18 protein-coding genes and 1 pseudogene are annotated in these 22,159 nt (G+C 36.1%); 7 read left to right on the top strand and 12 right to left on the bottom strand.

Annotated elements, in window-relative coordinates; translation table 11 throughout:
• The 3 genes and pseudogenes from VIH09_RS00900 to VIH09_RS00890 all read right to left on the bottom strand — a co-directional run.
• Window positions 1–924: pseudogene (locus VIH09_RS00900) on the bottom strand (TonB-dependent receptor); the annotation flags it as partial.
• Window positions 925–1,011: 87 nt separating this feature from the next.
• Complete coding sequence (locus tag VIH09_RS00895; protein WP_331576924.1) at window positions 1,012–1,878, bottom strand: PhzF family phenazine biosynthesis protein; 867 nt, start codon at window positions 1,876–1,878, stop codon at window positions 1,012–1,014.
• Window positions 1,879–1,934: 56 nt separating this feature from the next.
• Window positions 1,935–4,949 (bottom strand): tetratricopeptide repeat protein, encoded by a 3,015-nt coding sequence (locus VIH09_RS00890; protein WP_331576923.1) that lies wholly within the window; start codon window positions 4,947–4,949, stop codon window positions 1,935–1,937.
• 167 nt (window positions 4,950–5,116) lie between these two features.
• Here VIH09_RS00890 and VIH09_RS00885 point away from each other — a divergent pair, with 167 nt between their 5' ends.
• Genes VIH09_RS00885 through VIH09_RS00875 form a run of 3 tightly spaced genes read left to right on the top strand, consistent with a single transcriptional unit; the run spans window position 5,117 to window position 7,638 of the window.
• Complete coding sequence (locus tag VIH09_RS00885) at window positions 5,117–5,800, top strand: cell division ATP-binding protein FtsE (RefSeq protein WP_331576921.1); 684 nt, start codon at window positions 5,117–5,119, stop codon at window positions 5,798–5,800.
• A complete protein-coding gene (locus tag VIH09_RS00880) occupies window positions 5,800–6,690 on the top strand; it encodes a glycosyltransferase family 2 protein (RefSeq protein ID WP_331576919.1) in 891 nt (296 codons plus the stop codon). The genes VIH09_RS00885 and VIH09_RS00880 overlap by 1 nt, the downstream gene beginning before the upstream one ends.
• The gene (locus VIH09_RS00875) at window positions 6,691–7,638 is read left to right on the top strand and encodes a glycosyltransferase family 2 protein (protein ID WP_331576917.1); all 948 of its coding nucleotides are present in this window, start codon (window positions 6,691–6,693) and stop codon (window positions 7,636–7,638) included.
• Here VIH09_RS00875 and VIH09_RS00870 read toward each other — a convergent pair.
• Both VIH09_RS00870 and VIH09_RS00865 read right to left on the bottom strand, forming a co-directional pair.
• On the bottom strand, window positions 7,616–8,023 hold the full coding sequence (locus tag VIH09_RS00870; RefSeq protein ID WP_331576915.1) for an FdtA/QdtA family cupin domain-containing protein: 408 nt from the start codon (window positions 8,021–8,023) through the stop codon (window positions 7,616–7,618). The two genes, VIH09_RS00875 and VIH09_RS00870, sit on opposite strands and share 23 nt — an antisense overlap.
• 4 nt (window positions 8,024–8,027) lie before the next feature.
• The gene (locus tag VIH09_RS00865) at window positions 8,028–9,131 is read right to left on the bottom strand and encodes a glycosyltransferase (RefSeq protein ID WP_331576913.1); all 1,104 of its coding nucleotides are present in this window, start codon (window positions 9,129–9,131) and stop codon (window positions 8,028–8,030) included.
• A 40-nt stretch (window positions 9,132–9,171) separates the two neighbouring features.
• On the opposite strand from VIH09_RS00865, the gene VIH09_RS00860 reads away from it, so the two are divergent.
• Window positions 9,172–10,308, top strand: a complete 1,137-nt coding sequence (locus tag VIH09_RS00860; RefSeq protein WP_331576911.1) for a glycosyltransferase — start codon at window positions 9,172–9,174, stop codon at window positions 10,306–10,308.
• 70 nt (window positions 10,309–10,378) lie between these two features.
• On the opposite strand, the gene VIH09_RS00855 is transcribed toward VIH09_RS00860, so the two are convergent.
• The 7 genes from VIH09_RS00855 to VIH09_RS00825 form a co-directional block, all read right to left on the bottom strand.
• Window positions 10,379–11,353, bottom strand: a complete 975-nt coding sequence (locus VIH09_RS00855) for a hypothetical protein (RefSeq protein ID WP_331576909.1) — start codon at window positions 11,351–11,353, stop codon at window positions 10,379–10,381.
• Window positions 11,354–11,856: 503 nt separating this feature from the next.
• Complete coding sequence (locus VIH09_RS00850) at window positions 11,857–13,227, bottom strand: class I SAM-dependent methyltransferase (protein ID WP_331576907.1); 1,371 nt, start codon at window positions 13,225–13,227, stop codon at window positions 11,857–11,859.
• Window positions 13,228–13,413, bottom strand: a complete 186-nt coding sequence (locus tag VIH09_RS00845; RefSeq protein WP_331576905.1) for a hypothetical protein — start codon at window positions 13,411–13,413, stop codon at window positions 13,228–13,230.
• A gap of 143 nt (window positions 13,414–13,556) precedes the next feature.
• Entirely contained in the window at window positions 13,557–14,822 is a 1,266-nt protein-coding gene (locus tag VIH09_RS00840; protein WP_331576903.1) for an O-antigen translocase, read from the bottom strand.
• Window positions 14,823–14,832: 10 nt separating this feature from the next.
• The gene (locus VIH09_RS00835) at window positions 14,833–15,939 is read right to left on the bottom strand and encodes a DegT/DnrJ/EryC1/StrS family aminotransferase (protein ID WP_331576901.1); all 1,107 of its coding nucleotides are present in this window, start codon (window positions 15,937–15,939) and stop codon (window positions 14,833–14,835) included.
• Between the two features lie 61 nt (window positions 15,940–16,000).
• The gene (locus VIH09_RS00830; protein WP_331576899.1) at window positions 16,001–16,978 is read right to left on the bottom strand and encodes a GNAT family N-acetyltransferase; all 978 of its coding nucleotides are present in this window, start codon (window positions 16,976–16,978) and stop codon (window positions 16,001–16,003) included.
• Between the two features lie 35 nt (window positions 16,979–17,013).
• Complete coding sequence (locus tag VIH09_RS00825; protein WP_331576897.1) at window positions 17,014–17,616, bottom strand: trimeric intracellular cation channel family protein; 603 nt, start codon at window positions 17,614–17,616, stop codon at window positions 17,014–17,016.
• A gap of 209 nt (window positions 17,617–17,825) precedes the next feature.
• Here VIH09_RS00825 and VIH09_RS00820 point away from each other — a divergent pair, with 209 nt between their 5' ends.
• The 3 genes from VIH09_RS00820 to VIH09_RS00810 all read left to right on the top strand — a co-directional run.
• Complete coding sequence (locus VIH09_RS00820; protein WP_331576895.1) at window positions 17,826–18,611, top strand: RNA methyltransferase; 786 nt, start codon at window positions 17,826–17,828, stop codon at window positions 18,609–18,611.
• A 119-nt stretch (window positions 18,612–18,730) separates the two neighbouring features.
• Window positions 18,731–20,290 carry a serine hydrolase gene (locus VIH09_RS00815; protein ID WP_331576893.1) on the top strand — a complete coding sequence of 520 codons (1,560 nt, stop codon included), beginning with the start codon at window positions 18,731–18,733 and terminating at the stop codon, window positions 20,288–20,290.
• 102 nt (window positions 20,291–20,392) lie between these two features.
• Window positions 20,393–22,159, top strand: a 1,767-nt coding sequence (locus tag VIH09_RS00810) for a RelA/SpoT family protein (RefSeq protein ID WP_331576891.1), incomplete at its 3' end; no start/stop codon positions are given.

Genomic DNA, 22,159 nt, shown 5'->3' with positions numbered 1-22,159 from the left:
ATCGTCCTCTTCCATCACAAAAGTAGGAGTGATTCCAAAATTAGTAAAACCATATTTTAAAGGCTCCGTATTTGTATTTGAGTAATTTTTATCGAAAGACCCACCCACATAATCTACTATTATATTCGTTTTTATGGACTCCTCCATTATGTCAAACTGCAAAGAAGGTTTGATGTAAAACCTGTTTTCAGCCGAACCAAACGTATCCGTGAAATGACTAAATTTCATGTTGGCATCGTTAAGAATCCCCTCATTAAAATCAATTTTCCCTCCAAAAGAATAGGTATTATACACATGCTGCGGATCAATTCCGTTTACCAAAAAAGCGCGGTCAGTTGAGGATAAGTTGTCACCAAACCCAGATGGCAAACCGTACCAATTATACACTTGGTTTTTATAACCCAAATCCAGGTTCCAAGACAGTGCATTAGTATTTGCCCCGTAAGTTAAATCGATCGATGTATTATAAAAACGATCATCCAATTCAACATCTTTTATCCCCCCTTGCGAAGAAAGATGGCGAAACATCCCCCCCACATAATCGTTATTCCCCAAATCCTGGTTCACGAACAATTCGGCGTTGAGTGTTCTGAAATTCCCAAATCCCAAGGTCGCATAATTATCATACAAATGGGCCTGTTTCGTTTTATCGACCCCTTCCGCTTTTCCTTTGGAAGGCGTAAAAGTGGAAGCAACCGGGAAAGAGAAAATAGAATAATTAATCTTTTCTTTTTTGGCATTTCCCTCGTCGTCGAGCACAGGGGTTTCTTGCACCTTGAATGCATCAGATAACGTTGGCGTATAAGGCTTAACTACATTGACCACTTCGGACCCAATGTTTTCTTCCTTTTTCTGAGCAAATGAAAACTGGAAGGCAACCAGAAAAAGGGTAATTGTAATTTTATTTTGGAAATTAAATTTCATAGTTTTTTGTTTTATTATAAAAAAGGCATGCAAGATGCTATATACCTTTTCCCTAAATTATCTTATTTGTACTGTTATCTTATTTTTTTAAACTACTTCCCATTCTCCTTGGGCCACAAACTGAGTTTGACCACCTATGTTTATATCAAAAAGGTTCTCCTCTCTTTTCCCATCAAAATATATTTGAGAATTTCTATTGATGTATTCCCCCTGATTGTTTACCATTTTTATTTCAGTTGAGTGATATTTCAATAAAAAAGCTTGCAAACAAGTACTAGCACTTCCTGTCGCTGCATCTTCCATAAGCTGATTGTTTTCTAAACATAACATTCTACTGCTAAGCATTTCATCCTCTAAACTAAAAAAATACAAAGCTTTGTGTTCCGTTTTACATTTTTCTTTAAGCCATTCTTCTGTTTTATCTTTATCTAGTTTCACCGCGTTTAAGGTCTCTTTATCTTTAAGTGGCACCATGATAAAAGCACTTCCAGTGGTTACTTCCTGAACCACAAAACGATTATCAAAATCACTCACCTTCAAATTACTAAAAGTCTCAAAATCCTCCTTTATAAAAATATCTAGGAAATCTGGCTGAGCTGCTTTTAACCAAACCAAATCTTTGGCCTGACGAACCCGAATTTCTCCTATTGGAACTTTTAATTCAATTTCATTAGGCTGATGTTTGAATACTTTATTCATCAACACCCATGAAGTTCCTATTATAGGATGTCCTGCAAATCTCATTTCGTGTGCCGGAGTGAAAATTCTAATTGTTGCTTTATTATCCTCGGCAGCTATTAGTGTAACAAAGGTGCTTTCGGCAAAATTAATTTCGCGTGCTATTTGCTGCATTTGATCCGTCGTTAAATCAGCTGCGTTTAAAAAAACAGCCAGCTGATTTCCAGCATATTTTTTTTCAGTAAATACATCTATAATATAAAAAGGAATAGTCATTTTTAAACAATTTTAAATTCACAACAACCACATTATTCAAGTTGTCTTAAATGTTCCTAATTCGTTATCGATGAATTCGTTTTGGACTCTTCCATTTTAATTGCGTCCAATTCCCTTTTTGCTTCTGAAACAACATCAGGGAAGTCAGTGAAATTTTGAATGACATTATCCAGAATATAAGTCGCTTGAAAACTGTCTTTCAGTCCGTAGAAGTTTTTAGCCATAAGAATCAGTCCCTTCGCTCCAAAATAGCGGTAACTGGAATAATTTTTAGCAAGCTTTTGAACCGCAACATTTGAAGATTCAAATTTCCCATCCTTATTTTTAAAATAAGCGTCATAATACAATGCTTCGGCTGCCAATTCTCCTTTCGCAATAGTAAGAAGTTTAGCGTAACCCGATCTGGCTTTCGCTTCATCCCCCGTTTGCATTGCTGAACGAGCGATGATAATTTGAGCATCACTTTTTACATTATCATCCGTTTTGGCATTATTCAAAACTTTCTCGGCATAGACAACCGAATTGTAATAGTCTTTTTTGTCATAATAACATTTCATCAAATTAGACTGCGCAAACACTTTGTTTTGAGGGAAATCAGCTTCATTTTCTAAACGAAGCAATACAGGAATAGCTTTCGCTTTTTCGTTGTTATCCAATAATACCTGTGACAATCGCACCAAAGACTGCTCCGTGAATTCGCTTCTTGGCTGGTCAATAACGTATTGGTAATTCGAAATGGACTTGTCTTTTTGCCCTTCAGAATAATAGGCTTGCGCCAAATAAAAATTTGCCTGCAATGAATGCATCCCTCTTGGAAAGCTGGAGATGTAAGCATTGAATCCCGAAATGGCTTGCTTAATATTGTTTTGTTCGAATTGTTTTGCTGCTGATTCATAAGAATCGTTGTCCAGTTCCACATCCGTAACCGTAACGAAATCTAAAGTTCGTACCCAGGTAGCATATTCGTCTACCCTGCCTCCATCAACATAAATCAACCTTGCTGTCGAAACCGCTTCCAATGCTTCAGGGGTTTTAGGGAATTCAGCGGCCACTTTCTTGAATTTGTTTAAAGCCTCATTGTTTCTGTCTGAATTGTAATAAATCAAACCTTGTCTTAAAATTGATTTTGCCGTGTAAGAACCGTTCTTATACTCCCCTATTAATCGGTCAAAAGTTTTCAAGGCAAGATCCTGCTGCTTGTTGGCCACATAAGTGTTCGCTAATTCATACATCGCGTCGTCACGGTAACTTGATTTTGGGTACAATTGCAAAAATGAATTCAACTCTTCAATTTTTTTGTCGTTTTTGGCGATAAAGCCATAACATAGCGCTTTTTGATAAAAAGCGTAATCAGCATCGACACCTCTAGATTCGATTACTTTATTGTAAGCTTCCATGGCTGGCCAATATTTTGAAGTTACAAATCGGCAATCTCCCAATCTCAAGTAGGAATCGTTCAATCGCACTTTGTCGTCTTTTACCGCGTCGATCTGATTTTGGAAATAATCTCCAGCTTGATCGTATTCTTTCAATTTGAAATAAGCATATGCAATATTGTAATTGATGTTTATATATTCCGGAGCGTTACGACCGCGGGATGAACCGGCGAATTGCTTATAACTCAATAGGGCGTTTTTGTAATCATCCAGAACGTATTCCGTTTCTGCTTTCCAAAAAGTGGCTCTGGCTGCAAAATCAGCATCTATTTGCCCATCGATTGATTTTTGGAACATGGTTGCTGCCTCTTGGTAATTTCTGTCGGCATACAATTCCAAACCTCTATAAAATGTAACTTTTTGGTACGCAAGCTTGTTTTCTGGGCTTTTGTTTTTTTCCAATAAAACCAATGCTTCCTTATAATTTTTGGAAGATATATACGAATCGATCAATAATTTTTCAATTACGGAACGGCTGGCATTATTCGGGTATTTTTTTATAAAACCCAATAAAACCGCTGGAACAGTCTGGTATGAATTCCCTATTTCATAGCTTAATTTGGCATAATTCAGGCTGGCGTCTTCTTGTATCGCGGTGTCAAACGACATTTCGGATGCATTCTTAAACGCATTCAGAGCTTCTTGCTTTTTGTCCAATTTCAAATAACTTTCCCCTAAATGATAATAGGCATTTTGTGCCACAAAATCTTTACCGTTAATGATTTTGTTGAATTGCGAAATGGCATTTTCAAAATCATTTTGCTTGTAATACGCATATCCCAACTGGTAAAAATCTGTATTATTCCATCTTCCTTTTTTCCCTTTGTAAGCGGCCAAATAAGGAATCGCTTTGTCATATTGCTTTAGATTAAAGTAGCTTTCGCCGATTATTTTATTCAATTCCGACTTTTCAACGGCGGATGACTTAGCCATTGCTTTTTCGCCCAACTCGATTGCCTTTTGAAAATTACCAAGCTTAAAGTTCATGTCTGCCTGATAGTACGAAAGCTTCTCTTTGTATTTTTCTTCTCCTGAAACTTCGTCAAAATATTTTGACGCTTCCTTGTAATCGTCTCCTTCGTAGGCAATAAAACCCAGATAATACTTGGCTTGTGAACCATATTCAGCTGAGTTTACCACTTTGTTAAAGTACGTTGTAGCCTCTTTTTTGTTCTTGGAACTAAAAAAAGCGTAGCCTTTTTGGAAATTAAATTTATCCCTGTCTCTATTGCTCAATTGGCTTTCGTCAACTTTTTCAAACCACTGCAGCGCTTGCGGATAATTCCCCTGATCAAAATAATAGTGCGCCACTTCTATAAATGCTTGGTTGCTCTTGGCGCTCGTAGGATAGTCTGAAATGAATTTTTCCATCAAAATATCGGCGTTAGCACGATTCAGGCGAATGGCGCAAGTGGCATCATAATAAGCACAATCCGATTTCAGTTCGTCATCATTCGTTTCCAATTTTACTTTTTCGAAAATAATTTGGGCAGAGGCATATTGCATATCGTTGAACAACGAAAGCGCCTTATTGAAATCTGCTAAATCATGGGTGTAAATTGCTGATTTTTGTGCTGAAACCGTAAAAGATCTAACAAAAATCAATAAAAAGAAGAGCCAGGAAAATTTACGCATTTTGGTTTTTTTTTAATATTCAAATGTATTATAACTATCGACTATAACGGATTGTGATTCGGTTTTATTATGAACAAATGTTTTAACAAAAAATAAAAAAAATCCTAATTGATAATTGATAATTGACAATTGATAATTACTTTTACCCAATAAACAAACGCAAATATATGTCTCAAGCTGTCCTGTCTTTAAAAAACGCAACCATTTATCAAGAAGATAAAGTTATTTTATCAAACATAGATTTGGAAGTAAACCATGGTGAATTTTTATACATCATTGGAAAAACAGGATCAGGAAAAAGTAGCCTAATGAAAACGCTCTACGCTGATTTGCCTTTGACAGAAGGTGAAGGACATATTGTCGATTATGATTTGGTGACTTTAAAAGAAAACGACATTCCGTTTTTGAGAAGAAAAATTGGCATTGTATTCCAAGATTTCAAATTGTTGCCCGATCGTTCCATCAAAGACAATATGTTATTTGTTTTAAAAGCAACCGGTTGGCTTGATAGGGATGACATGACTCGTAAAATTGACGAAGTTTTGGACAAAGTGGGCATGAAAGAATATGCAAACAAAATGCCGCATCAAATCTCAGGTGGCGAACAACAACGTGTCGCTATCGCTAGAGCCCTTCTAAATGACCCCGAACTCATCCTTGCCGATGAGCCAACGGGAAATCTGGATCCGCAAACGAGTGCCGAAGTTCTTGAGGTATTGAGAAGCATAAACGCCAACGGGAAAACGATCATAATGGCCACTCACGATTACGCTTTATTGATGAAATTCCCTTCAAAGACATTGAAATGTGAAGACTCTAAAATCTTCGAAGTGGTTCAGAGAACGGTGTAATGCTGTCTATTCTTATTCCAATATACAATTACAATGCATATCCATTAGTTCAGGAATTGCACAAACAGTGTTTGGAGTCTGAAATTGATTTTGAAATCGTCTGTATAGACGATGCGTCGAGCCAATTCAAGACGAACAATAATTTGATTTCGCTATTATCCAATTGTTCACTTACTGAATTACCACAAAACATAGGAAGAAGCAAAATCAGGAATTTGCTTGCCACCAAGTCAAATTACGACTGGTTATTGTTCTTGGATTGTGACACCTTTCCTGAAAAAATCAATTATATTTCAAAGTACATTAGTCAAATTAACACCTCCGCAAAAGATGCTTTTTTTGGCGGAATCATATACTCCAGAGACAAACCACAGCAAGACCAATTACTACGTTGGGTTTATGGCCAAAAAAGAGAAGCCATCGCTTTACAGCAACGAATAAAACAGCCGTACAAAACTGCGTTCGTGTCCAATCTCTTAATAAAAAAGACCATTTTTGAAAGGTTTTTATTTGACGAAAAAATTGACGAATATGGTTATGAAGACTATACTTTCGTACAAACCCTGAAATCAAACGGCATTGATATTAAACATATTGAAAATCCTTTGTTGCATTTGAATTTAGATACTTCAGCACTATTTTTGTCTAAAACAATGACCGCGCTTGAAACCCTTTTATCTATTTCCAAAGCAAATCCATCTTTTGAAATCGACAGCAAAATCATGAAAACCCACAAAAACCTGCGTCTTTTAAAAATGGACTTTTTGGTTTCGAAATTGTTTCAAAGGCTTAAATCAAGATTAGAAGAAAATTTAACTTCGAAAAAACCATCCCTATTTATATTTGACAGCTACAAAATTGGCTATTTTTGTTATCTAAACAGTAAATAAATGCCTTTTTTCACGGTCGTCATTCCGCTTTTCAATAAGGAAAAATTCATCGAGGCTACGCTAAAAAGTGTTCTCAATCAAACTTTTGCGGACTTTGAAGTATTACTGATTGATGATGCATCAACAGATAATAGTTTTAGTTTTGCAACATCATTGGCTTATGCCAAAATAAAAACAATCCAGCACGAAAAAAACCAAGGCCTTTCTGCAACAAGGAATACTGGTATAAAAAACGCCGAAGCGAAATTTATCGCTTTTTTAGATGCCGACGACATTTGGGATTCCAATTTCTTGGAGAAGATATTTTCTTTAACCCAAAAATTCCCTGAAGCTAAATTATTCGCTACTAATTATTTAGAAATCTACTCCAATTCAGTGGCACTGCCTCCAAAAACGAATATAAAAAGCGAAAACATAATTCAAAACTTCTTTGAAGCAAGTTTATGCCAACCTATGTATTGTCCGTCAAGTTTATGTGTGGAGAAATCTGTTTTTGAAGAAATCGGGTTTTATAATGAGCAGATAACTTTTGGTGAAGATATCGATTTTAACATTAGAGCTAATCATTCTTTTACATTAGCTTATTCCCCTGACGCGCTCGTTAAGTACACAATGGATTCCGAAAATCAAATTACAAATACACCTATACGAAACAAGGTAATTCCAGATTTTGACAGCTATGAAGTTTTGGCTAAAAACAATGTAAGCTTAAAAAAATATTTGGATTTCCACAGATACATATTCGCAAAAATGTATCGGATTGAGAATGACAAAAAGAGCTATAAAGCATTAAAAAAAGGAATAAATGCTGACCCCATTATTTCGGGATTAAATTACAAACAGCGACTACTACTAAATGTGAGCCCTTCCGTGCTTAAACTTATAAAAAAAACAAAGCGTTTTTTTGTTCAAAAAGGTTTCCGTTTTACAACGTACGGATCGTTTTAATATGGTTTAAATAGTCGTCGTAATCCCGAATATAGTCCTCTTCATCATAAACGGCCGAAGCAATAACCAGGCAAACAGCTCCCGAAGAAAAGTTTTCTAATTCCCTCCAGATATTATTATTAATCAATAGACCAACATTAGGTTTGTTTAGCGTCACTTTGCGCTCAGAAACGTCATCGTTCAACAGCACATCAAAACTTCCTGAAATAGCGATCAACACTTGAACCAGACTCTTATGAGCGTGCCCGCCCCTTTTTGCTGAACTCGGAATATCATATAAATAATATACTCGCTTCATCTCAAAAGGCATTGTACCATTCTCAATTACGCCAATGTTTCCGAGGACATTTCCTATTTTTGGAATATCAATCAATTCTATATTCATAATGCTAACTTACATCAATTTTCAAATAATCCAACCATTGATTCCCTATATTTTCCAATGAAAACCTAAGAACGCTATCCAATGCATTCTGCTTACAAAACCGATACAATTCTTTGTCTTCAATCATCAAATTTATGGCTTGGGCCAATTTTTCCACATTCTGATTTTTTACCAAAAGCCCATTGTATTTATTGGTTATGATTTCACTTGGACCCGAAAGACAATCAAAGGAAACAACAGGTGTTTGACAAGCTAGTGACTCCACGAGAACATTTCCAAATCCTTCATTCTTACTTGACAAAATGGTGAATAATGCCTTTTTCATATACGGAAAAGGATTTTCCTTCCAGCCAATGAACTGAACATGTTCTTCGAGGGCTTGAAACTTTACATGCTCTTCGAGCTTTTTACGAAAAGGCCCATCACCCAGCAAAACCAACTTTATTTTCTGCCGTGGCAGGATAGATTTAGAATAGGCAGTGATTAATTTATCGAACTGCTTGATATTATCATCCATCCTTCCGACTCCCAAAACATAATCAAAATCTAAATTATTTTTTTCTTTAGATCGTTTTTGAATATCTTCAATAGAAATTGGATTGTAAATTACCCTGAGTTTCTCATAGCTCAATTCCTTAGAGATTCTTTCTTTTATTTTTTCAGAAACTGTAACTATTCCATAAGCCTCCGCATATATTTTCCTCGCCAAAAACTGCCATTTAGGAAAATACAATTCGGTCATATAGCTATGAATAGTCATTACATAGGGGGAATTATAAATCAATTTTGTAATTATCAGTTCCTGAAACTGGTGGTTCTTTACCCTAAAATCAATAATAAAATCAAAAGAGTGCTTCTTTAGGTATTCTCTAAGTATCCAAAACCTTTTCAGTTTGTTGAAGATTCCATTAGAGGCATTTTTATGAATACCCAAATTCAATAGCTCTCCTGAAAATTCATATTCAATTTTGTCTAAAACTACGATGTGATGAACGCTAATGTTCTTACTTTCGAAAAACTGAGATAACAAGACGGCACAACGTTCGGCTCCTCCAGTAGCCAATTGTTCGCTAATAAGACATATTTTGTATATTTTCTTTTGAGTCATAAGCCAAAATCCCTAATTTCGAAAACAAATATAACTATTCATGAGGATTTTATTGGTTGGTGAGTACAGCAGGTTCCATAATTCATTAAAAGAAGGCTTAGTGGCTCTTGGACATGATGTCGTAATCATTGGGGATAATGATTTCAAAAATTACCCATTGGACATTTCAGTCTACGCCAAAACCTTTAAAAAAGGTTGCTTTTTAAATAAAATCAGACAGGGCATTTTCAGGTTATTTAAAATAGATGTGGCCCAAATTGAAATTGCTTTTCGATTCTATGCAAACAGAAAAAAACTAACTGGTTTTGATGTCGTTCAGTTGGTGAATGAATATCCCTTGCAATCCAATGTGGTTTTAGAAAAAAAAATATTGCAGTATCTTTTCAAAAATAACAAAAAAATATTTCTTTCTTCCTGTGGCGACGATTACGTCAGTGTAAAGCACATGCTTGAGGACAAATTCAGATATTCAGTTTTAACTCCTTGCAAAGAGAATCCTAATTTAGGACATTGCCAGTACACACTGCGCTATGTTACAAAACCATTTGAAGAATTACACAAATACGTTTATGAAAATATTTCGGCAGTAATTCCAGCTGATCTCGATTATGCCATTCCTCTGGAAAATCACCCTAAGGCTGTTCCGCTGATTCCCTACCCAATCAACGTCGACAAAAACGAATACAGTCCTTTGCTTATTGATAACAAAGTCATTATTTTTCATGGAATCAATGAGGCCAATTACTATAAAAAAGGGAATGCTTTTTTTGAAAAGGCACTGGAAGTAATTGAGAAAAAATATGCTGACAAAGTAGAAATAATCACTACTCGAAGTATTCCTTATGCCACTTATATTGAACTTTACAATAAAGCGAACATATTACTGGATCAAGCCTACTCGTATGACCAAGGCTATAATGCACTCGAGGCCATGGCCAAAGGGAAGGTTGTGTTTACAGGTGCCGAAAAAGAATTTACGGCACATTATAATCTAAACGAAAGGGTATGTGTAAATGCGTTAGCAGATGTTGATTATTTGGTTAAAGAACTATCTGGTCTGATAGATAACCCTGAAGAAATAATGGCCATTGGAAAACGTGCCAGAACATTTATCGAAAAGGAACATGATTACAAAATAATTGCAAATCGTTATTTAGAGACTTGGGGAAACAATTGAGACAAACTTGCAGGCTAAAATTTTGTTTACGAAATTATTCAATCGAAATGAAAGGTAGATTCATTTAAAATTAGTCTATAACTTTAGTCCCTTTTTTAAAAAATAAACCATCTTGATGAATATTGTAACTCGCATCCTCTTCCAGCTGCTCTAACCAAATTTTATTCCCACCCAAATAGGAAAACAAAACTCTAAAGATATTCACATTTGACTTCAGATTTACATCATAACCAGAGTGACCATCATCATTCCATTTTATAGCCAATAAATTACCGAAAATAGATTGTAGCAGTTTAGGATCATTTGTTGAAAACATTTCCTTCACATTTTCGATTCCAACCCATCCACCATGATCGGCAGCAATAATGATAATTCCAGTCGGATCATTTTTTACAATTAAACCAATCGTTTTACGAAGCCAACTGTTTGCAATTTCTACTCTTTCCAAGTAAATTTTGCGCTCATTTTCCTTGCCCGAACCATCATAATCGATATGATGGGGAAATAGTTTTTCTACGAAGTAAAACTTCGGTCTTTCCTTTTCTTTGTCACTTTGAATACAACTTTGTAAATCTTTAAAAACGTCTTTCTTCGCGTTATTATCATTACTAAAAAAAGGTATTTCGGAGTTTTTTATGTTGAAATAATCATAGTTCCCCTTTTGAAAACTTTGTTGAAAGTACCCATCTTCAACAATGAAATGCGTTTTGTAATTATTATTCTTAAAAATAGCCACAACAGGATTATTCCCTACAATGATATTCCTCGCATCTTGCATTTCAAATGGCGATGATGGAATTTTTTCTAAATAGTGATGCTTCATTGCAAACATCGATGCATTCGATGCTAAACTAGCAGGATAATTACTTCTGCTGCCTTCATATAAGGTAAACGAATTAGCTGTTAACCAATCATATAAAGTGTCTTTATAATTATAAGGATAGTCTTGCATTGCCTCCTCACTTGCATATCCATCAGGCTCCAATAAATAAACATTTGGGGTTTTAACGAATTTGATTTTTTCAATATCGTCCACTTGCTTCATCCAACCGACAGTATTATTTAGCTGCTTATAAATTATTATATCTAAACACTTCACAAAAGGGATTAGGGACAAAAGCGCTACAAATAGCATTATTTTTTTATAGGAATTGTAAAATTTAAAAGACAGATAAATCACCCCCATTAACAGTACTAGCAACAACTTTTTTTTAATGGTCAAATAATAAACTTGTGAAAGAAATATCGCTGTAACTTCAATGACTAGCACAAATAGAAGATGCCTTGTGTAAGGTTTTAATTGCGGCAATCGACAAAATATTTTATAGATAAAGTAAGTCCCTACTGAAGGAACGATCAAAAAAACAGCGCAAAAAAACAAAAAGTGTTGATATGAATTTATTGATTCGTAATTATTCGAATAATAAAAAACCATCGGATAAAAACCCGAAATAAAACCCGCTAGCAAAGGGTAATCCTTCGCATTATTCAAAAAGTCATTAAAATTGTCTTTGATATTAAATTTCATTTCAAAAATGTAAATTTTGATTATAGGCGCTTTAAACTGTATAAAATTCTTTCGGAATCAGAAATTTTTTCTTTCTTCATAATTTCGAAATAAACGGCATATTCCTTCTCGAAATTTTCTTCATTGTAAAAATCAAAATGATCTTTGAATTCTCTTTTACTGTCCAGTAAAAAGCGTACCCAAGAATCATCTCTTGTGGGAAACTCAATTAATAGATTTGGCGCCATTTGAGAAAAAAACTGAGCCGATAACTTAAAAGGAACATTTCCAGATAAGGTTATATGATGAATCACTGCCAAAGCTAAACAGCCATCTAGGTGCTGGTCTATCACCCTATCCATAAATGAAGAGCATTCCTGATTATTGAATCCGTAACTTGCAGGTGGATTTAGAATATCAATAACGATAGGAAGAATCGATTTTTCCCTATTTTTCATTAACTGCTTATAATTTTGTTCAACTGCATTTGCATCAACATCGGCAACAATTACAAACTGCGCACCGTCTTTCAATTCTCTGGAGAAAGCGCCATCGTTTCCGCCAATATCGATCAGAGATTTCCCTTTTATTGATTTAAACCAATCCTTAACAACCTCCTTCTTGAATTGATAAGCTGTTTCTTTATAATTGATTTGATTATAATAATCATCCCATTCCGTTTTTTCGTTAACCGATAAAGTCAAGATATAATCATACAGTCCATCAATTAATTTTATCTGCGAAGATTTCGACAAATTGTTGCTTACTGTTTTCTTGTCAGATTCATATTTCTTGTCAAAACTGGCCAATAAGTGAATATTAGTCAAAATTGTAGGGCTCAAATAACTTTTCAAAGGCAATGATTTAGAAAGCGTCCGTAACGAAATTCCTTCCAGGTTATTAGCCAAAGTTTTCAAATGATGGTGCCCATAATATTTTGTCAAAACCAAAGGCCCTAAAAAGTGCTGTATAAATTGCTTATAAGCTATCCACGGATTATTTTCTTGGTAAAAATCGAAAGATAAAGTGTCTATAAAAATAGGTTTCCCTTGATGGAAGCTTATGTTGAAGGCCGAAGCGTCTTTTAATACAAAATTATGTTCCAAACACAATTTTTGAATTTTCAACGTCAATAAAGCGGCGTGTTTATATTGCAAAAAACTCCACTCGTAAGGATAACTTATAAAAGGAATTTTCTTCGCTTCTATAATTATTTGCTCTGGAGTTACAATATCAGTTTTGTGTGGAATTAAATATTTTTTTTCAAAAAGCATTTTATAAAACCCACTGTCCGTTAATGTATTATACTGTTTGAAATAAATCGGATTAATTGCCCGTTTGACTTTGTTATCGTCCATAAAAACGTAACCTGATGGATCCCTAAAAGAGGAAGTATTTCTTTTTGACTCCATCTATTCTTTATCTTCTTCGGCATCAACCTCATCCATAAAGTCAACTTCCTTTTTATTTTTTAGGCCAAGAAAGGATTTTATTTTTTGCAAAACGGTTCTATAAAACAATAAAATGCCTGCTATCGCAGCTGCTAAAAACTGAACAATTAAAGCACCTGTTCCAGGATCGAAGTATAATGGGATCATTTTTAATGTGTTTTTTCAAAACTACTTAAATCACGTTCTGATTCAAATAATACTGTTTATATTTATCCGACTAAATGTAAAAATACATAATTATATGCGCTGCTTATAAAAAATGATTACTTTTTGAACCCAATCAAATGTTTTTAAAACAAACTCTTTCTGAAATAAACAACTAAAATAAGCAAGTAAACAAAGTTATCCAGCGCCTGAGCCATAACTATTCCTTGAATCCCGTAGCATCCCATCAAATAATCACTTAAAAAATAGAATAGGGCGAGCGACACCAATTCTGATATGATAAAAGCTGCAGTTAGCCTTTTGGCAAAAAACTGATACCCTAAAATCAGGGAGGCCGCTTTTAAAACATCCCCCATCAATTGCCAAAAAAACAAGGATTCTACCGCCAAAAACTCTTTGGTGAACAGCAATTTGATTATAAAAAAACGGCTGAAATAAATTATGGTCACACCAAAAACAAAAACAGGCAAAATCCCCTTGTAATAGCTCCAAAAAATATTTTTTGTCTCCTGATTACCCTTCGCGGTGGAAAGTTTAGGCAAAAAATAAACCGTCAGAATAGTGCTTACAAACAACATATAATAAGTGGATATTCTAGTCATCGTTTCCCAAAATCCCGCCTGATTGATGTCGAGCGTCTGAATGATGTTGTTTCGTACCATTAGAAAAACCAACGGCCCCATAACGGAAGAAGCCAACGCCATCAAGGAATAGGACGATAGGTTCTTGATAAAACCAAAATCAAATGTTGCAATCTTGATTATTTTAAAAACGGCAATTTCCCTGTTGACAAAGTAAAATGCGACAAAAAACAATAAAGCGGGTGATATAACGATTGACAGTAAGGCCCCAAAGGTTTTATATTTCAACATCAAGATAATTGAAACAAGCAATCCTATGGTGTTCCCGATACTATTGATCCAAATTACTTTTTTAAAATTCCCCAAACCATTCAGCACAGAAACTAAAAAAACGGAAACCGCATACCAAGGCAGCGCAAGTGATAAAGCTTTGAAAACAAAATCATATTCAAAATCATTCCCGAAGATTTTGTGGTTCCAAAAAACGGCGAAAAAATACAGCATCCCGCTTAAAAGTAAAGCGACAATAAGTAAACTGATAAAAACCGTTGAAATGAATTTCTGCAGCTGCAGCTTGTCTTTCTGGATTTCGGCCACATATTTCACTATTCCATTTTGAAATCCTAAGGTTGATACCGTTTCTAACGAAGACATAAAGTTCCGGAGGTTCCCCACCAATGCCATTCCGCTAGGCCCGACAAAAACCGCCAGCAATTTAGAAGTCACTAGGCCTATTCCTATTTTTAGGATGATGCTCAAACTGTTCAAAGAGCTGATTTTAAACAGTTGCGATTTGTATATTTTTTTCAAAATTTCCAAATCAATATTTATTTAATACTGTTATGATATAATCGACTTCATCCGCAGTCAAAACAGGACTTATGGGAAGGCTTAAAACTTCGTCATGAATTTTTTCCGTAATGGGGAAAGACAAATCATTCCATTCAGACAATGCCTTTTGCTTATGTGGCGGAATTGGGTAATGGATTACTGTTTGTATCCCGTTGCGGTTCAAATAATCTTGTAGTTCCGTTCTGTTTTTTGTCCGAACAACGAACAAATGAAAAACGTGATTGCTGGACAAATCCCAATACGGAAGTACAATTTTGTCATTATTTATTTCAGCTAAATACCTTCTGGCAATTACCCTTCTCAGTTCATTATCCGAATCCAAATAACTCAATTTCACATTTAAAAAAGCGGCTTGTAACTCGTCTAATCTTGAATTTACACCGATATGGTCATTGTAATATTTCGTTTCCGAACCGTAATTCCTAAGTGATTGAATGGTTCTGCTGAGTTCATAATCATTTGTGACAACCGCTCCTGCATCGCCCAATGCCCCAAGGTTTTTCCCGGGGTAAAAACTGTATGCTTGAGCATTCGCTCCTTTAGCTTTCGACGTTTGACCTTCGACTTCAAAAAAAGCACCATGAGATTGGGCCGCGTCTTCAATTAGGAGCAAGTCATTTGCGACGGCAATTTCATGTATCGCATCCATTTCGGCCAATTGTCCGTACAAATGAACTACCAGAATCGCTTTGGTTTTTGAAGTGATTTTTTTCGAAATCAAATCGGGGTCGATGTTGTAGGTCTCCAACTTCGGCTCGACCAAAACAGGAATTAAATCAGTCTGCAAAATAGCCAGGATACTAGCGATATAGGTATTTGCAGGAACGATAACCTCATCGCCCTTTTGTAGTTTCCCTAACTCAATATAGGCTTTAAAAATCAAAACCAGAGCATCCAAACCATTTCCCGTTCCTATGCAATATTGTGTCCCGCAATACTTGGCAAAACTGCTTTCAAATTCCTTGACTTCGTCTCCCAAAATATACCAACCCTTATCTAAAACTACTTTCAATTTTTCTTGAAAAGCAGTTTCATAAGGTTCGTTTATTTTTTTTAAATCAAGAAATGGAATCATTAAAAATTGGTTTAAAGATTAAGGTTTAACGTTGGTCAGATTGGTCAATTTAAAACCGGTTTCACAGCAGTATATTTTCTAATTTGGAATGATTAATAATATCTACCTCATAAAAATCGTGAACGATTGTACCGGCACCGAAACTCTCTTTCCAATACGACAACCCGTCATTCAATTTTTTTCCCTGTGATTCATTGGAAATTCCAAAATCAAAAAATCGTTTTTTAGGGAAAACTTCGGTAATCAAAAAATGAAACAAAAAATCTAAACTTCCTAAATCTTTCTGTTTTTCATATTTGGAAATGTATTGGCAATGCGCCACGTTTTGACTTTCAAAAATGGTGGTTCCCGCCACAATTATATCATTATGATAGACATTAAACTGCCTAATGCAATTGGGAAAAAGACTTTTCAAATGGTCCATTTCTTCAACGGAATGAATCGGTTTTGCTCTGTGTTTTTCCTCCAGATTCGGAATCAATATCTCGTTCCAAAACGACCCATAAGAGTTTTCCTCCCTTACAACCAATTTGTTTGAAACACCTTTCTGAATGCCTCTTTTCCTTATTTTTGAAATTTTATGTTTCTGTAACAAATCTATAACCGACAAACTGTCCCTTCTGACTAATTTGGCTTCAGCCAAAAACAAAACGTATTGAAGTTCCTCCGACGGTTTAGAATGATAAATAGATGGAATTGTTTTTATATGCAATTTTACTATTTCATTGGCATCCAAAAATAACAAAACGGCCCTGAAAGCATTGATGATCGTGGACAGTTTTGATTTTTCGTCATACACCATCCCTCCATAAGTCAATCCTTGATGCGAAAAGATTTCATTCCCAACCCTATTCGCGGGAATAACTCCAATCCATTTGTCCTTGTATGAAATAATCAAGGAATTGTCCTGAAATCGATCTTTATGGTATTCCATAAAATCACGATGAAACAGAAATGTAGCGTTTTTGGCTTGACCAATAAAGGCATTCCAATTAGCATAATCACTTTCTTGATATTTTTGGACGGAATAATTTTTCACTCTTAAGTTTTAGACCTCGTGAAAGTAACCTTTTTTTATTTATTTTCGAAAGTGGGCAAATACCATTTGAATCTGACCGCCATTAAACGAACCGATATAATCACTAAAGAGGTTAATATATATAATAAATTGTCGTCCAGATTAAATCTTTTTAAGGCAAAAAATACGACACCCCCAAGTATGCAGATAGTGGCGTATATTTCTTTTCTGAAAATCACTGGGATTTCGGTACATAAAATATCACGGATCACGCCCCCAAAACAGGCTGTCATGGTTCCCAAAGCAATACATATAACGGGATGTAAACCAATATTAATCCCTTTTTCAAGACCTATTAAAGTAAAAACACCCAATCCGATAGTATCAAATAGAAAGAGCGAAGTCCGCAATCGGTCAAATTTCTTCCTGAATAATAAGGCCAGAATAAATCCGATACATATCACGTAAACATACTCCAAATCAAGCATCCATCCCACAGGCGTTCTCCCAATCATGACATCGCGCAACGTTCCTCCTCCCACAGCAGTCACAAAAGCAATTATAAATACTCCAAAACCATCCATTTTTTTACTCATGGCAGTCAATGCCCCCGACATTGCAAAAGCAATTGTTCCTATGATATCCAATAAATGAAACATGATTTTTGGGTTTAAATTGAGTGCCGAATTTTTTTGTGATTAAATGACAATTGGGGCAAAATTAAAGAAAAATAGTTGTGTAAAAGTGTTCTGACAAACTTATCTATTCAATCTCATTTCAGATTTGCAAATATTCCATTCTAAACTTATAAAACTGAATCTTCTCTATGTATCTTTGTTAAAAAATAATAATTAAATTTTAGAATATCTTGAAACAAATCACTTCAGTTCAAAATCCATTCATAAAATCATTGGTATTATTACAAGAAAAAGCAAAAAACCGCAAGCAAACGGGCACCTTTATAATCGAAGGTAAAAGGGAAATCGAAATAGCCATCAAAGGTGGTTATGAGATTGAAACGATCTTATTTTACCCAGAGATATGTTCTGAAATTGAAGCAAAAAAAATAGCGAAAACTGCCGACCAAATAGAAATCAACAAAGACGTTTTCCAAAAGCTGGCATATCGCGATACGACCGAAGGCATTTTGGCTGTGGCCAAAACAAAATCCTTGCGATTGTCCGATCTGATATTGTCAGACAACCCGCTGATTTTGGTCGCGGAAGCTCCCGAAAAACCGGGGAATATTGGTGCTTTATTGCGGACTGCCGACGCCGCCAATCTGGATGCGGTGATAATTGCCAATCCGAAAAGCGATCTTTACAACCCTAATATTGTGCGTTCCAGCATAGGCTGTTTGTTCACCAACCAAATTGCCACGGGGACAACTGACGAAATCATTGCTTTTTTGAAAGAAAGAAAAATCAATTTTTATTGTGCCACTTTACAAAATTCGACCTCATATCATACCCAAGATTACACAAATCCAACCGCCTTGGTTGTGGGTACGGAGGCAACTGGTTTGACCCAAGAATGGCGTGATGCCGCCACCCAAAATATAATTATCCCAATGCAAGGGGAAATTGACAGTATGAATGTTTCTGTTGCGGCCGCCATATTGATCTTTGAAGCCAAAAGGCAACGGGGCTTTTAGATTTTTGATTGTAGGTAACCGATTTTAGATCGCAGATTAAAATAGCTTTACCTTTGATTTGTAATCCCCAAAATAAAAATATCAGTCTGAAAAAAAATACAATTTCTTAAATTAAAATTATGAAAAACAAATTATTTGTAGCAATCGCATTAATTTCGACCACACTATCTTTCGCCCAAATCAGCTCGGTCCAAGTGGACGAATTGGTCAACCGCACCATAAAAACCTTTAACGTTCCTGGAATTGCAGTGGCAATCGTGAAGGACGGCAAAGTAGTTGTAGCCAAAGGCTATGGCGTAAAATCGATTGAATCAAAAGAAAAAGTAGATGCGAACACTCTTTTTGGTATTGCATCAAACAGCAAAGCGTTTACAAGCGCTTCTTTGGCTATGCTTGTTGACGAAGGGAAAATAAAATGGGATGACAAAGTCATCAAATACCTTCCGAATTTTAGAATGTATAATGATTACGTAACCCAAGAATTTACGATTCGCGATCTGTTGACCCATAGAAGCGGCCTTGGTCTGGGCGCGGGAGACCTAATGATTTGGCCTGACGGAAGTGACTTTACCGCCCAAGACATCATTCGAAACTTGCAATATTTGAAGCCCGTTTCTGCCTTCAGGACTAAATATGACTACGACAATTTATTATACATAGTGGCTGGTGAAGTCATTCATGTGGTAAGCGGGAAAAGCTGGTGCGACTTTGTGGAAGAACGCATCATGAAACCACTGGAAATGAATAACAGCGCCGCCTCATTTGTTCGATTGAAAGACACTACCAATATAATCGCTCCCCATGTACCTATTGATGGCAAATTGAAGGTGATCAAACGGTATAAAAATCAACTTTTTGATGCTGCCGCAGGAATTTATTCCAGCGTTAATGATTTGAGCAGATGGGCAATTATGCAAATGAACAGTGGCAAATACGGTCCTGACCGCAAACAATTGTTCTCTACAAAAGAACATGCCGAAATGTGGACGCCTCAAACTACAATACCAATCAACACCGCAGCTCCATATAATTCCCATTTCAAAGCCTATGGATTAGGTTGGTTTTTGAGCGACATAAAAGGATACAAAGAAGTAACGCATACCGGAGGCCTGGAAGGCATTGTAACGCAAACCACTTATTTTCCTGAATTGAAGTTGGGGATTATTGTATTAACGAATCAACAATCAGGTGCTGCATTTCGCGCGATCACCAATACCATAAAAGACAGTTATCTCGATATAAAATCTGAAGACTATGTAGCCCTTTACAGCAGCCGCTTAAAAGCCAATGAAGATTCCGCCGATAAAGTTACGGATGAAGTTTGGGCCGCAGTCGCAAAAAACAAGAATGCCAAAGTTAAACCCGACTTCAACACCATTACCGGAACCTACAAAGACAATTGGTTTGGCGACATCGTGATTGGCGAGAAGAAAGGAAAACTATTTTTCGAATCCAAGCGTTCTTCGCAACTAAAAGGAGAGGTTTTTTTCTACAAAGAAGGGAATTATGTCGTGAAATGGGATAACGCTTATTTGCATGCAGATGCCCATCTATTTTTTGAATTTGATAAAAATGGAAAAGCGATTGCCCTAAAGATGGCACCCATTTCTGAACTGACCGATTTCAGTTACGATTTTCAGGATTTGGATTTCATCAAAACGGATGCAAATTTGCAGTAGATCTAGGCGAAAATAGAATATATAATTTTAATTTCGAGCATTGATTTATCTATTGCATATATGTAAACTTATAGTTATTTTTAGAAATTGAACCATGCCGTTATGACCGAGATTGATATAGAAAAAGAAAATAAAGCGATTGCTCGAGAATACAAAGAATTACTTCGAATCAGCTACCAAACCTTGTCTCCTGAGGACAAGAAACTGATCCGTAAAGCTTTTGATGTTTCTGTAGAAGCCCATAAAGAACAGCGGAGAAAATCAGGCGAAGCCTATATCTTCCACCCTATTGCCGTAGCAAAAATTGTCGCTTCCGAAATTGGTTTGGGAGCCACTTCTATCGCTGCCGCATTATTGCATGATGTGGTTGAAGACACCCCCACCACCATAAAAGACATAGAGCGAATATTCAATCCTAAAGTGGCGCAGCTTGTCGAGGGCTTGACTAAAATAGCATTAGTCCAAAAAGACATGAATGTGTCCATGCAAGCGGAGAATTTCCGCAAAATGCTTTTGACGCTTAATGACGATGTAAGGGTAATCCTTATAAAAATAGCCGATAGATTGCACAATATGCAAACTATGGAGTCAATGGACAACCATAAACAAGTTAAAATTGCTTCCGAGACATTGTACATTTATGCGCCGCTGGCCCACCGTCTGGGTTTGTATAAAATAAAAAACAAGCTAGAGGATTTAGGTCTGAAATATACCGAACCTGAGGTTTACAATGAGATCGTAAGCAAAATAAAAGAAACCAAAGAACAGCAAGATGCTTATATTAAAGACATTTCAGATGTCCTTAAAACGGCGTTAGATGCTGAAGGAATAGATTATGTGATAAAAGGGCGCCCAAAATCTATCTATTCCATTCGAAGAAAAATGCAAGCCCAAAACGTCAGTTTTGATGAAGTTTATGATAAATTCGCGCTGCGAATCGTTTACAAGTCAGATCCTCATGACGAAAAATTCTTGGCCTGGAAAATATACTCCATAGTAACTGATCACTATAGGCCGAGTCCAAGTCGTTTGCGCGATTGGATTTCGTCACCAAAATCTACAGGTTACGAGGCGCTTCATATTACGGTAATGGGACCGAAAGGCCGATGGGTTGAAGTGCAGGTGCGAAGCGAGCGCATGGACGAAATCGCGGAAAAAGGCTATGCAGCGCATTATAAATACAAAAATGGAGAATCCGAAGAAGGCGGTTTGGACAATTGGCTAAACTTGCTCAAGGAGGCCCTCGAAAATTCAGAAACCAGTGCGGTAGATTTTGTTGAGGATTTCAAGATGAATCTATACTCCAAGGAAATCTATGTTTTTACGCCTAAGGGGGACATCAAATCTTTACCAAAAGGAGCCACCTCGCTTGATTTTGCTTTTAGCATCCATTCTGAAATAGGCATTAAAACAAGGGGAACTAGGGTAAACGGAAAATTGGTGCCACTTAATTATGAATTAAAAAACGGTGACCAGGTTGAAATCATTACCTCCCCGAATCAAAAACCAACTCTTAACTGGCTTGATTATGTTACCACGTCACGGGCAAAGAATAAGATCAGGAATGTACTGAACGAAAACACCAAGAAAATTGCCGAGGATGGAAAAGAGCTATTAACGCGTAAACTAAAACACCTTAAGGTTACCCTTAACGAGTCAGTTGTCAATGAATTGGTTAATTTTTTCAAATTGAAAACCAGCTTGGATTTGTTTTACAGAGTCGGCGTGGGTTCGATTGAAAATCAACAGCTAAAAGATTTTGCTGCCCAGAAAAGCAATACTTTGATGAATTTCTTTAAAAGCAAAATCAAACGCAGCGGTCAAACAGCTGATGTCGATATCCACAAACAAGTGTTGAGCAGCAATTAC

Origin of the sequence: Flavobacterium sp. (genome assembly GCF_036515215.1) — a bacterium.
Lineage (GTDB): Bacteria > Bacteroidota > Bacteroidia > Flavobacteriales > Flavobacteriaceae > Flavobacterium.
The sequence above is the reverse complement of the archived record's forward strand: the minus strand, read 5'-3'. Positions and strand labels throughout refer to the sequence as shown.